The sequence below is a fragment of the Virgibacillus ihumii genome (assembly GCF_902726655.1).
GTDB lineage: Bacteria > Bacillota > Bacilli > Bacillales > Amphibacillaceae > Lentibacillus > Lentibacillus ihumii.
Window position 1 is genome coordinate 1,035,197 of sequence record NZ_CACVAN010000001.1, and the last position, 12,604, is coordinate 1,047,800.

The 12,604-nt window shown below is 39.2% G+C and carries 12 protein-coding genes; 2 read left to right on the plus strand and 10 right to left on the minus strand.

Annotation, left to right across the window (positions count from 1 at the left end; genetic code table 11):
- Positions 1-298: 298 nt before the first annotated feature.
- Both HUX68_RS05200 and HUX68_RS05205 read right to left on the minus strand, forming a co-directional pair.
- Positions 299-1,924, minus strand: coding sequence for a Na/Pi cotransporter family protein (locus HUX68_RS05200; protein WP_174613824.1), 1,626 nt, complete (start codon positions 1,922-1,924; stop codon positions 299-301).
- 197 nt (positions 1,925-2,121) lie between these two features.
- Positions 2,122-2,778: an NfeD family protein gene (locus HUX68_RS05205; RefSeq protein WP_174613825.1), complete on the minus strand. Its 657-nt coding sequence runs from the start codon at positions 2,776-2,778 to the stop codon at positions 2,122-2,124.
- A gap of 78 nt (positions 2,779-2,856) precedes the next feature.
- Here HUX68_RS05205 and HUX68_RS05210 point away from each other — a divergent pair, with 78 nt between their 5' ends.
- The gene (locus tag HUX68_RS05210; protein ID WP_174613826.1) at positions 2,857-3,207 is read left to right on the plus strand and encodes a hypothetical protein; all 351 of its coding nucleotides are present in this window, start codon (positions 2,857-2,859) and stop codon (positions 3,205-3,207) included.
- Positions 3,208-3,294: 87 nt separating this feature from the next.
- On the opposite strand, the gene HUX68_RS05215 is transcribed toward HUX68_RS05210, so the two are convergent.
- Positions 3,295-3,690 (minus strand): hypothetical protein, encoded by a 396-nt coding sequence (locus HUX68_RS05215; RefSeq protein WP_174613827.1) that lies wholly within the window; start codon positions 3,688-3,690, stop codon positions 3,295-3,297.
- Positions 3,691-3,846: 156 nt separating this feature from the next.
- Between HUX68_RS05215 and HUX68_RS05220 the strand changes: the two genes are divergently transcribed.
- Positions 3,847-4,128: a DUF2624 domain-containing protein gene (locus HUX68_RS05220; RefSeq protein ID WP_174613828.1), complete on the plus strand. Its 282-nt coding sequence runs from the start codon at positions 3,847-3,849 to the stop codon at positions 4,126-4,128.
- A 48-nt stretch (positions 4,129-4,176) separates the two neighbouring features.
- Here the strand turns inward: HUX68_RS05220 and HUX68_RS05225 are convergent, their stop codons facing one another.
- The 7 genes from HUX68_RS05225 to dnaG form a co-directional block, all read right to left on the minus strand.
- Positions 4,177-5,070 (minus strand): deoxyribonuclease IV, encoded by an 894-nt coding sequence (locus tag HUX68_RS05225; protein WP_174613829.1) that lies wholly within the window; start codon positions 5,068-5,070, stop codon positions 4,177-4,179.
- Positions 5,071-5,085: 15 nt separating this feature from the next.
- On the minus strand, positions 5,086-6,405 hold the full coding sequence (locus HUX68_RS05230) for a DEAD/DEAH box helicase (RefSeq protein WP_174613830.1): 1,320 nt from the start codon (positions 6,403-6,405) through the stop codon (positions 5,086-5,088).
- A gap of 46 nt (positions 6,406-6,451) precedes the next feature.
- A complete protein-coding gene (locus HUX68_RS05235; protein ID WP_174613831.1) occupies positions 6,452-7,561 on the minus strand; it encodes a Nif3-like dinuclear metal center hexameric protein in 1,110 nt (369 codons plus the stop codon).
- On the minus strand, positions 7,542-8,264 hold the full coding sequence (locus tag HUX68_RS05240; RefSeq protein ID WP_174613832.1) for a tRNA (adenine(22)-N(1))-methyltransferase: 723 nt from the start codon (positions 8,262-8,264) through the stop codon (positions 7,542-7,544). Before HUX68_RS05240 ends, HUX68_RS05235 begins: the two co-directional genes overlap by 20 nt.
- Positions 8,265-8,363: 99 nt before the next feature.
- Complete coding sequence (gene cccA / locus HUX68_RS05245; protein ID WP_174613833.1) at positions 8,364-8,759, minus strand: cytochrome c550; 396 nt, start codon at positions 8,757-8,759, stop codon at positions 8,364-8,366.
- A 455-nt stretch (positions 8,760-9,214) separates the two neighbouring features.
- Positions 9,215-10,336 carry an RNA polymerase sigma factor RpoD gene (gene rpoD / locus HUX68_RS05250; protein WP_174613834.1) on the minus strand — a complete coding sequence of 374 codons (1,122 nt, stop codon included), beginning with the start codon at positions 10,334-10,336 and terminating at the stop codon, positions 9,215-9,217.
- A gap of 31 nt (positions 10,337-10,367) precedes the next feature.
- The gene (gene dnaG, locus HUX68_RS05255; RefSeq protein ID WP_174613835.1) at positions 10,368-12,176 is read right to left on the minus strand and encodes a DNA primase; all 1,809 of its coding nucleotides are present in this window, start codon (positions 12,174-12,176) and stop codon (positions 10,368-10,370) included.
- Between the last annotated feature and the right edge of the window lie 428 nt (positions 12,177-12,604).

A 12,604-nucleotide genomic window follows, 5' to 3' on the forward strand; every position in this document is an offset into this window, starting at 1 on the left:
TGTTCGTGACGAAAAGGATTTTTATCAGCAACGAAATATAATTTACCATGTACGACAGATTATGTCAATAACTTTTACATTTTTTTGTTCACGAACGCTTATCCGCTTAATTAAACAACACTATATACTATAGCATGATTATGTTTGGTTTTCAATAATATTTGAAACACAATTTCAGGGTCTTTCAATTGCCTGTTTCACGTGCGATAGGACCCAGACACCTTATTGTGAACACAATTCGCACACGCAACAAAAAAAGAGAGAGGCAATAGCACCCCTCTTTTTCACTGCAAATTATTTATTCTCCCAGTACATCCTCAGCTATATTAACTGCGTGGTCACCAATTCGCTCAAGATTACTGATCATATCTACAAAGACAATCCCTGCAGACCCGTTACATAACCCTTCATTCATGCGAATGATATGCTTCTTGCGGTACGTGCGCTCCATTTTATCTATCTCTTCTTCTTTTTGAATAACTGCAAGCGCTTCTTCCCGATCATCTGATTCAAGTGCTTTGATGGATTGTTTGACTGTCATAATAGTCAAATCAAACATATTATTTAAATCATCCTGCGCCTGTTCAGTCAGTTTTACTTTATTTGATATTTTATAATCGATCAACTCAATAATGTTTTCAAAATGGTCACCAATTCGTTCAATATCCCGTACAGAGTCCATCAATGCCGTGTGTCGTGCACTTTCCAATTCAGACATGGATTCCGACGAAATACTGACCAGATATTTTGTGATTTCCTTATCAAGGTTGTTTAATGCCCCTTCGATCTGCATAGCCATGTCGGAATGTTTCTGAGATTTCGTTGTAAGATACTTATTTGTTTCCTCGAGACCGTTGTATGCATATTCACCCATACGGATAACTTCGGCTTTTGCCTGATCCAACGCCAGCGCTGATGACTGTTGAATAAAGATTGGATCCAGATGTTGAGGCTTATACTCAACTATTGTATCGTCTCCAGGAATCAGTTTTGTAACCAGCCATGCTAAACCTGCAATAAATGGAAATTGAATGATTGTATTAGTTAGATTAAAACTACCATGAGCAAAAGCTATCGTCATTTCCGGATTTAGATCCAGACTCGATTGCAGGAACATTACGAAATTTGTAAACAAACCTAATAACGTCAGGAAAATCGTTGTACCAATCAGGTTAAATGTAACGTGAACCAATGCTGCACGTTTTGCTGCTACACTTGTACCAATCGATGCCAGTACAGCAGTAATGGTTGTACCAATATTATCACCAAATAATACCGGTAATGCTGCTTTTAACTCAATAAGCCCCTCTGAAAATAACCCCTGCAGGATTCCAATGGTTGCACTGGAACTTTGTACGACAACTGTAAATAACGTTCCAATCACAACTCCCAAAATCGGGTTCTCACTCATGTTTAACGTTAATTCATGGAAAGATTCAAGATTTTCCAGTGGTGCCATTGCTTCACCCATGAATTTCAACCCTAAGAAAAGTGCCCCAAACCCGAAAATAGCTTGTCCTACGTTTGTGACTTTCTGATTTTTAAAGAAGAAAATCAGGAAACACCCAACAGCTACAATCGGTAATGCATACGTTTCTAAATCAATACCAATTATAAATGCAGTTACGGTTGTACCGATGTTCGCACCCATAATGATACCAATTGCCTGTCTAAGTGTCAGGAAGCCAGCGTTTACCAAGCCTACCGTTAATACAGTTGTACTCGAACTGCTCTGTATCAAGATTGTAACAACCGCACCGGTTAAAACACCAAGAAACGGATTACTGGTAAATTTATCGAGAATGTTGCGCAACCGATCACCAGCTGACTTCTGTAAACCGTCCCCCATAAATTTTATACCTAATAGGAAAATACCCAAACCACCGACAAACTGAAATATTAACTGCTGCAGATCGATTTCCAAAAGTTACTCCATCCTTTCATTTAAATAATACTCATAATCATGCCTTCACCATTATTAATGGATTATTGATTATTTGTAAAGGATAAGGATACAAATTTAACATTAAATTTACATTTCTCGACACTTCTATAATTATTTAGTACCCGAACACCATACATTTAATGCAGAAAAAGAAAAAAACACTCAAAAACATGACGTCATTGAGTATTTTTCTCTGCTTCCTTCGTATTAATTTTTTCAACCAAAATGCGCGTCCCATCCACTTGAACCACTTTAATTTTAGTTTTCTCGGGTATCCACTGCCCATTGGAGACAGCGCTGTAATATTTGTTGTTGACCTGAATGGTTCCAACCGGACGCAGGTTATTCATCGTCTCTCCTTCCTGATTCAGTAAATCGGCATACTCATTATTCAAACTGTTATAACCTTTTTCTGAAGTGAGCTTATCCATTAAGGTTATTTTTGTCCACATATCCCGTCGTTTGAACACTTTCAAAAAGAAAAATGAAGAGCCTCCGCCAACCAGAACACCGATGACCGCATAAAGACCGGCATTAAGGTTCGGAGCCGTAACAGCTACGGCAATCAGCATGCATGCCAGACCTAAAGTTGCCAGGGTACCGTCATTAACCAGCTTCCCATCAATAATAATAAGTAATAATCCGATAAAATAAACAATAAGCATAATGATAAAGGAGCCTGTTTCGAGATATGCAGCAAAATAGACGGTGATGAAGGCTATCCCCATAAGTCCAAAGAACCCCCGCATATTAACCAACATCTCACCGATTAAAAAAAGTGTGCCGAAACCGGTAATCACAAAGCCAATCCAGTCCAATGAGAATACATCCATGTACGTGAACCTCCTTTTTCCTATCAGTAATAGTACGTTAAAACACAAGTAAATGTTTCAAAAAAGGGGCAACAAATCATGAATCCACTCATAAAATTCGGATTATTTATATTCGTATTGTTATTTATTATAAGTATGCATAAAGATTTAACCGTGGGATCGCTTGAAAAAGATTTAAATCATTCTTCCGAGGATAACATCACTTCAAGAGCTACAATACATTCACAAGCTGTTCGCATAAAAGTGCATGAAGGTGAAACAGTCTTGTCCATTGTTGAACAGATTAACCAGGAATCTGTGCAAACCCTCGATGTGAAGCAGATTGTAGCTGACTTCAAAGAATTAAATCCCGATGCAAAACCATTACAAATAAAAGCTGGTAACTATTACTTCTTCCCGTTTTATGAGAAGGGCGCCGGTAATTTTTAGAAAACCTGGTTGTCACCAAGTATTCGGCAACGGCCTGTCTGCCAAAAGAAAAGAGGCTGATTATAATTTCTAATCAGCCTCCCTTCCCTATACAAATGGGAGCACAAATAATGTGATGATAATGGATGCTGCACCGGCAATAATGGCAATATTACCCAATGTGTCAGCACCTTTGCTTCTCGAAATGAAACCTAAAATTATCCCTGCAGCGCCAAGAATGATTGGCATAACAAAGAATGAAATAACAGATAATGCAGCACCTATCCAGCCGTATGCACTGATTACATCTTCATCATGATTGGCATCATTTGTTACATCGTCGGCTGTCATTTCTGCAGCAAATTCTTCATCCCTTGTACTTCGTGGATCTCTGGTATTTATTCCTCGTCCATTCATATTTGTTGCCGCAATATCCTGGTCATCAAGTCGGTTTCTTTGGGACTCCCTCGCATCATTGTTACGTGTTTCTCGGGACTCATCCATATTTAAAACCTCACTTTCCTTTTTTGAGGTGCAAGCTTAGTTTATGGAGTAAACCGAAAAATAATAATGTAAGTTAATGGAATGGAACATTTTTGTAAACAAATTATGGGGATTTTGCATAGACTGACTAAGCGATACATGTAAAGGAGCATGAACATGACAAATTTCATAAAAGAACTTATTATGAATAAGCTAAAGCAATTATCAGCAAAAGAACTGCTTCACTACAGTAAACAATATGGTTTCAGTATAAGTTACAACCAAGCAAAACAGATTGAATCCTATTTAAAACAAAATAAAGTTGATCCATTCAGTGAAACAGGAAGGAAAAAATTATATAAAGACCTGACACAGATTACGGATCAGAGCACCGCACAGAAAGCACAGCGATTGTTCGAAAAAATGATTCAGGAGCACGGATTGGAGTATTTATTTTGATTGGATAAAAAAGCAAGGAATAACACCATAACGGCGTTATTCCTGCATTTATTGTTTTACAATATTATTTTTTAAATCAGGGATAAAATTACCATCTTTAATCATTTCAATTTCAAATTTATATGGCGGTTTCTTATTCTTTTTATCTTCCCCAACATACGGCGTTTCCAGAATCTTAGGTAATTCGCTCAATTGCGGATGTGTGATTACATAATGCAATGCATCAAATCCGATATGACCAAAGCCGATATTTTCGTGCCTGTCCTTTTGTGCTCCCTGCACATTTTTACTGTCGTTCACGTGGACAACCTTCAGACGGTCAAGTCCGATTATTTTATCAAATTCATTTAATACGCCATCAAAGTCTTCAACGACATTATAACCTGCGTCATGAATATGGCAGGTATCCAGGCAGACCGATAATTTATCATTGTGTTTTACACCATCAAAAATTTTAGCCAATTCATCAAAAGATCTGCCGATTTCAGTGCCCTTTCCAGCCATTGTTTCCAAGGCAATCTGCACATCCTTTTCCTTCTCAAGTACTTCATTTAATCCTTCGATAATTTTTTCAATTCCCTTGTCTGCACCTGCACCAACATGTGCGCCTGGATGAAGCACAATTTGTTTTGCACCGAGAGCTGCAGTTCTGTCAATTTCATTACGAAGGAACGTAACACCAAGTTCAAAAGTTTCTTTTTTGACGGTATTGCCGATATTAATGATATAAGGTGCATGTACAACAAGATCCTCAATGCCGTTTTGCTGCATATGTTCTCTTCCTGCATCAATGTTAAGATCTTCAATTGGCTTTCTTCTGGTATTCTGTGGCGCGCCTGTATAAATCATAAACGCATTCGAACCATAAGAAACAGCTTCTTCACTTGACCCCAACAGCATTTTCTTCCCGCTCATCGACACGTGTGATCCAATTTTCAGCATTTTCTCCACTCCCATTTATTTTCTTTTTGGTTTTGCTTTTTTTGCAATTCGTTTCTTTATTTGTTCTTGTTCTTTTTTCATTTTTTTCTTATACCCCGGCTTTACTTTCTTTTTCCGTTTAACCTGCTGCCATGCCTGCTGGTCCAAATTATTGGTGGATTTTGTACGTTTGCCGCGTTCATTCCAGGATTTAGATTCCTGCCAATGTCCATTTTTGACATCACAATAAATGAACTCAAAGCCATTTTGTTCCAATTTGCTGATCAGTTTCACATCCTGATCATTGTATAAACTGATTGCAGTTCCTTCCAGCCCTGCACGTGCAGTCCTTCCCGTTCGGTGGATATAAAAAGCCTCCTCCTTGGGCAGCTGCGCATTGATAACATGGCTCACACCCTTGATATCAATACCTCTCGAAGCAAGATCAGTTGCAACAATATATTGATAACGGAGGTTCTGTATATCTTTTAACACCCTCTTTCGCTCTCTCGGCTTTAATCCGCCGTGAATCAGGCCAACATCAAGTCCTTTTTGCTGAAGCGACGCCGCAAGGTCATCAGCAAGATTTTTACCATTGGTGAAAATAACCGCCAGATATGGATGAATTGCTTTTGAAATCTCGATGATAATATCTGCTTCATCCCGATGCTTTTGAGCAATCAGTCTCTGCTCCATCTTTTCCGGTACAGGCTTATCATCAATTTTAACATGTAATGGATTTTCAAGATATTTTCTGAAAAAATGTTCCAGACGCTGTGGAATGGTCGCTGAAAATACGAGAAGCTGAATATCTTTATGTGCCCGTACAAGCAGCTGATCGACATCATTAATAAATCCTAAATCAAGCATAAGATCTGCCTCATCAATCACAAACGAATTTGCCTTATATATTGAGATGACATCATTTGTAACCATATCCAAAATCCGTCCGGGAGTTCCGACAATAATTTGCGGGGTCCCCCCTTGTGACAGTTTTTCAGTCATCTTCTTTTTATCAGTACCACCTACCAGCAATTTCACTTTCCAATTATCTTCCTTGTCCGCATAACGAATCATTTTTTTTACTTCCTCATGTATTTGCTTGGCAAGTTCCCGGGTAGGTACAGTGATAACAGACTGTACCTCCTGTCTGTTTTCATCAATATTGTTAAACAACGGCAGCAAATAAGCATGTGTTTTACCGGATCCGGTGTGCGATTGACCAACAACACTGGAACCGTTCAGTATATCAGGAATAATCTTTTGCTGAATATCAGTCGGCTTCTTAAACCCAAGCTGTTGTATCGACTTTTCAATAGCCGGATCAAAACGGAACCTTTTAAATTCATTCTCCATGATTGTGCTCCTTCTTGGAAATAGTCGTCATTATTATAATGTATAATTAAATAAATTGAAATGGATCTGTATTCACCTCGGATACAGTAATTTCCAGTTCTGTCTTCGGAAAATGGCGTTCCAGAAATTCTTTTGTTGTTTTTTTCATAACCTTTTCCGCGTAATGGCCTGGATCTATGACAGATAGCCCTGCCTGCCATGCGTCTTGTGCCGCATGAAACGTCATGTCACCGGTAATATATACATCTGCCCCCATTTCAAATGCTTTTTTCCAATATTTTTCCCCGCTCCCTCCTAATATGGCTGCTGTTTGGATTTTCCTTGACAAATCACCGGTGATCCGGAGTTTTTTTATATCAAGCTCTTTTTTAATATGTTCACCAAATGATTGAAGACTCATGTCTTTCTCCAATTTACCAATTCTGCCAATACCAAGTGTGTTTCCTTTGTTTTCCATTGGGTAAATATCGTAAGCAGGTTCCTCATATGGATGAGAGTTGTTGATAGCGTTAAGAACCGAAGCAAGCCTCGTACGGGGAACGATAGATTCAATTTTCATTTCTTCGACAAACTCCAGTTCATCTGCCGCACCGATATAAGGGTTTGTCCCTTCCAGCGGCATAAAAGTTCCCTGACCTGCCGTTTGAAACGTACAATGACTATAATTCCCAATGTGTCCTGCTCCACTTTTACTGATGGCATTCCTGACTTCATTTGCGTGCGTTTTTGGAACGTAAACGACTACTTTAACAAGCTTCTCCGTGTACTCTGGCAGCAAAATACGACGATCCGTAATACCTAATGAATCACATAACATATCATTCACACCGCCATCTGCCGCATCCAGATTCGTATGTGCGGCATAAACGGTAATATCATGTTGGATCAGCTTTTGCAGAATACGCCCCTTTGTATCATCAATATCCAATTTCTTCAAAGATTTAAACAGGAGCGGATGATGGGCTATAATTAAGTCAATATCCCGCTCAATTGCTTCATCCACAACTGATTCCAGAACATCCAATGTAATCATTACCTTTTTCACTTGTTTTTGATAAGAACCCGTCTGAAGTCCAATATTGTCCCAATCATAAGCCAAAAATCCTGGTGCCCATTCTTCCATGACATCAAATATTTCACTGCTTTTTATCGTCATGCAAAACCTCCTCAATCCACTTTATTTCAGTACTGATTTTCTCCATCTTTTCCTGATCTGGAATCTTGGCCTTCCTCAATTGCGAAATCACCCGCGAACGCTTTTCCATTTGTTTCTCCCATTTTTGACGAAAAAAGGCTGATTTTGTGTTCATTAAAAACGGACCAAACAGCAACTGTTTCTCCAGGCCATCACCCATCATATTATTCGTATCTTCACCTTTGTCTGCAACGATTACTTCATAAACGTGCCCGTTCTCTTCCAAAATGGCTTCATGGGCAATGTGATAGTTATTTGCCAAAAACCATTTCCGAACACTGCGTTCATCAACATTTGGCTGAGTAATAATACGATTCGTCCGTCCCAGCTTCTCTTTTCCATTCTCAAGGATGGATGCTATCAATGTACCACCCATTCCGGCTATCACCAGGTGATCTGCCTCATTATTTTTCAACACTTCCAGGCCATCACCAAGTCGGACATCAATTCGTTCGGCCAAATTGTGATAACTAACGGAAGCAACGGCACTATTGTACGGACCTTCACTGACTTCTCCGGCTATCGCCTTTGCTTCCGTATCCTGCTGGCATACATAACATGGCAAATACGCATGATCAGAACCGATATCCGCAAATAAAGCACCGTCTTTAATATACGATGCTGCGATTTTTAAACGATTTGAAAGTTTTACTATACTCCTCATGCCCTTCTCCTTCAATAGCATAAAAGAGCAAGCTTGCTGCATGATACCAGTAAGCTCACTCTTTTTAGCAAAATCATATCTTCTATAGAATAGTTCAGGTTATTTTTTCTGTGAGAGCCATTTTGCAACAGCATCTGCTTCTGCACCCTGCAATAACCCAGCAGGCATTTGTGGTGGAAAACCATTTTTTATGATTTCCCTGATTTCTTCCTGGGAATATCTGGAACCAACTTTTTGAAGTGCCGGCCCAGCACCACCGGAAAGATCCGCACCATGACAGCTTGCACAAGTGCTTTCAAAAATTTTAGCAGGATCGGTTGATGTTGTTCCACCACCCTGGGAATCTCCCGACGATTGTTCCTGCTTTTCACCGCCATTCTTATGCTCATCCTCAATTGCCTGACGCTGGTCAATGCCAACAACCGAGATAATAATTACTAAAAAAATACCTACAACAGCAATGATGGCATACGGGATGACCGGGTTGTTCTTCATTCTGTTTCCTCCTTATGTAATCCCTTTATTCTATTTTTAAAGCTAATCCTATTCTACTTTAAAAACAATTTAGTTTAAAGGGATAAGATGTGGATTTTTTTATAACGTAACAAGTACTGTAATCTGATAACCATACATCAGTCTTCTCGGCAGCTGGATAAAGCTGATAAAACCAACTATCATTCATAAAATTAGTGTAACCCGTTACTTTAGAAATAACCATTCTTTTCTTTGATAATACATGATAAGCACGATTAGAAAAGTCCACAAACAACTACAGTACTACAGTTTGCAGTACTGTCATCAAGTCAAACGGTTTGGTTATTCCAATGCCGGGACCAGGAAAAATAACAATATACATCAGGGAAACAGTTAATGACACAGTCAGAACAATCAGCCTGATGTATTTGATTCACTGAGATTTGCAGTATATTTAAACATGTGTCACTGCAATATCATTCCAAAAAATCCTTCAGACGTTTACTGCGACTTGGGTGTCTCAATTTTCTCAGCGCTTTCGCTTCTATCTGACGGATACGCTCCCGTGTAACACCAAATACCTTACCAACCTCTTCAAGAGTCCGTGTCCGGCCGTCATCAAGTCCAAACCGCAGACGAAGAACATTTTCCTCGCGATCCGTGAGGGTGTCGAGTACATCCTCCAATTGTTCTTTCAACAATTCATAAGCCGCATGATCTGATGGAGAGACTGCTTCCTGATCCTCGATAAAATCACCAAGATGAGAATCATCTTCTTCACCAATTGGTGTCTCCAGGGACACAGGTTCTTGAGCAATTTTCAGAATATCTCTTACTTTGTCCGGTGACAACTCCATTTCCTGACCGATCTCTTCAGGTGTTGGTTCACGGCCCAAATCCTGCAGCAATTGGCGTTGTACCCGAATCAGCTTATTAATCGTTTCCACCATATGCACCGGAATCCGGATTGTTCTGGCCTGATCCGCGATTGCGCGGGTGATTGCCTGCCGAATCCACCATGTTGCATACGTACTGAATTTAAAGCCTTTGCGGTAATCAAATTTTTCCACCGCTTTAATCAGACCCATATTTCCTTCCTGAATCAAATCAAGGAATAACATGCCTCGTCCAACATAGCGTTTGGCTATACTTACCACAAGACGAAGATTCGCTTCAGCTAGGCGTCTTTTTGCTTCTTCCTCACCATCTTCAATTCGATGTGCAAGATCAATTTCGTCTGCAGCGGATAATAAATCCACCCTGCCTATTTCCTTTAAATACATGCGAACAGGATCATTAATTTTAATTCCAAGTGGAACACTTAAATCAGTTAAGTCAAACTCTTCCTCCTTGGCAATTTGCTGCATTTTCGGATCCTCTTCTGAATCACCGATAATTTCTACACCCTGCTCTGTAAGGTACTCATAAAATTCATCCATTTGTTCCGATTCAAGCTCAAAATTGGACAAACGGTCAGCTACTTCTTCATAAGCTAACATGCCACGCTTCTTACCCAGATCAAGAAGTTGATCCTTTGCCTGGTCAAGTGTCAGTTCATGTTCATTTTCTTTCGTCTGTGAAGGCTTATTTTCGGCCATGAGTCCCCCTCCTTTCAACTGCTATTAAAATTCAATTTGTATGCTTTAACTGCTTTTGCAATTCAATAATTTGCATAGCAATTTTTGCGGCTTTAATCGGGTCATTCTGCTGTTCAGCCAGTTTCTGCTGTTCGCGCAGCGCTTTAATATCTGTCATGTTACTCTGCTCTCTTCGTATAACCCGTATATAATCATTAATTTCTCCATCGCTGATATTATCAGTCAGCGGCAGCATGGCAATTTCTGTTACCAGTTGTTTTAATCCGCTGTCTGTCAGTTCTTCAATAAACATACTGACATCCGCTTGATGATTCCCCTCATAGAATGCGTATAAATGCGTGGCAATAACCTTGTGATCATCCACATTAAAGGATGCGCCCATTTCCTGCTGCACCTTATCCGTAATCGATACATCCTGCAACATATGTGCGAGCAGTGTCCTTTCCGCATTCTGATAAGCGGGCAGCAATTTGGGACGAAAGCCTGTCACCCTATTAGTATATCTGTTCTCTTCTCTCTTATCCTTATGAATCCCCAACTTCCGGCGATGACCATGAAGTTCCTCTGTTAATGTGTCCATAGAGATATTGTACTCATTACTAAGCTCTTTCATGTAATATTCCCGTTCAACGGAACTATCAATCACTGCGAGCTGCTTCAGAACCTCTTCTATATATTGTATACGGTCCCCTTCATTGCGAAGGTTATAATCTTTTTTTATATACTGCATATAAAAACTCATAAACGTTTTACTTGATCGGATTACTTCTTCCTGGAAAACGTCACCGCCATATTCCTGGATAAAACTGTCAGGATCCATGTTCTCACGTAAATTGGCTGCTTTGACAACACAGCCTGCATTTCGAAGCAGTAATGCGGCCTTATATGTTGCCTCTGTTCCTGCACTATCAGCATCATAGCAGAGCACTACCGTATCGACATAGCGTCTCAACAGCTTCGCCTGAAAATCAGTCAGTGATGTCCCCATTGTTGCCACTGCATTTTTAACACCTGCTTGATATGCAGATATCACATCCATATACCCTTCGAACAAAACTGCCTCATTTTGTCTGCGGATATGCTTTTTAGCCAAATCAAAATTGTACAGAATTTTACCTTTTTGAAACAGTTCACTTTCCGAACTGTTTAAGTATTTTGGTTCCTGGCCGGTGATTGTCCTTGCTCCAAAACCAATTGTTTTACCGAGATGGTTTCTAATTGGAATGGTAACCCGCCCTCTGAACCTGTCAGATACACTATTATCCTGATTTAATGAAATAAGACCGGATTTAGCTAAAATTTGCTGATGAAAGCCTTTCTTCTCAAGAAATTCAGATGTAAAATTTCTGGCGTTTGGGGCAAATCCCAACTGAAATGCACCAATTGTTTCATCACTAATACCACGGTTTTTAAAGTATTGATAACCTTCTTTTCCATCCTTAGTAAAGCGTAATAAATGATGGTAAAGCTTTGTTACCCATTCATATGCCGATAAAACATTCTGGTTTTCCTCTGAAACAGAAGTCTGATTGCTGAAAGCTCCTTCCGGCAGATTAACCCCGCTTCGGTCAGCCAGTAATTTTAACGCTTCATAAAAGGTGAAATCCTCTATTTCCATAATAAATGTAAGGACATTTCCACCTTTACCGCACCCAAAACAATGAAAAATCTGTTTTTCCTGTGTGACTGAGAAAGATGGTGATTTCTCTCCATGAAATGGGCAAAGTCCGAAATAGTTTCTTCCCTGCTTTTTTAATTGTACATATTCTCCAACAACATCAACAATATCATTGGATTTTCGGACTTCTTCAATTTGTTCTTCAGATATACGATTCAGCACATTAACCACCATGCTTTATTATAATTCGATACTCAAGAAGAATATCCTTCATATTTCGACAATATTTTTTTGGAAGTCGAAAAAAATTTCCTTCTATGATGTTTTTACTTAGAAGGATGACACTTTCAACACCTGATTTATTCACTTTTATTATTGTACCACCATAATTTCCATCATAAACCCATGAAAATAGCATATTCCAGTCAGTTATATCATTAATTCTACAAAGGATGGACAGAATCCTTCCTTTTTATTAATGTTTTATTATTCTGAATACCTGAAACAGCTGTATGATATTTCACACAAAAAAGTATTATAATACAAAACAATGATGTATGCCACCATTTTGCATAAAAGGCTTTTTATTCCGATATTGCAGGCCTTTAACTCACACCCGTAAGCGTGACATCCTGCTCAAGCGATTTTTA

What these genes read in the sequence shown, in the direction of transcription:
- HUX68_RS05235 (WP_174613831.1), bottom strand. Translation starts at nt 7,561, where the DNA reads ATGACGATAAAAAGCAGTGAAATATTTGATGTCATGGAAGAATGGGCA.
- HUX68_RS05215 (WP_174613827.1), bottom strand. Translation starts at nt 3,690, where the DNA reads ATGGATGAGTCCCGAGAAACACGTAACAATGATGCGAGGGAGTCCCAA.
- cccA (WP_174613833.1), bottom strand. Translation starts at nt 8,759, where the DNA reads ATGAAGAACAACCCGGTCATCCCGTATGCCATCATTGCTGTTGTAGGT.
- HUX68_RS05220 (WP_174613828.1), top strand. Translation starts at nt 3,847, where the DNA reads ATGACAAATTTCATAAAAGAACTTATTATGAATAAGCTAAAGCAATTA.
- HUX68_RS05205 (WP_174613825.1), bottom strand. Translation starts at nt 2,778, where the DNA reads ATGGATGTATTCTCATTGGACTGGATTGGCTTTGTGATTACCGGTTTC.
- HUX68_RS05230 (WP_174613830.1), bottom strand. Translation starts at nt 6,405, where the DNA reads ATGGAGAATGAATTTAAAAGGTTCCGTTTTGATCCGGCTATTGAAAAG.
- HUX68_RS05240 (WP_174613832.1), bottom strand. Translation starts at nt 8,264, where the DNA reads ATGAGGAGTATAGTAAAACTTTCAAATCGTTTAAAAATCGCAGCATCG.
- HUX68_RS05210 (WP_174613826.1), top strand. Translation starts at nt 2,857, where the DNA reads ATGAATCCACTCATAAAATTCGGATTATTTATATTCGTATTGTTATTT.
- rpoD (WP_174613834.1), bottom strand. Translation starts at nt 10,336, where the DNA reads ATGGCCGAAAATAAGCCTTCACAGACGAAAGAAAATGAACATGAACTG.
- HUX68_RS05225 (WP_174613829.1), bottom strand. Translation starts at nt 5,070, where the DNA reads ATGCTGAAAATTGGATCACACGTGTCGATGAGCGGGAAGAAAATGCTG.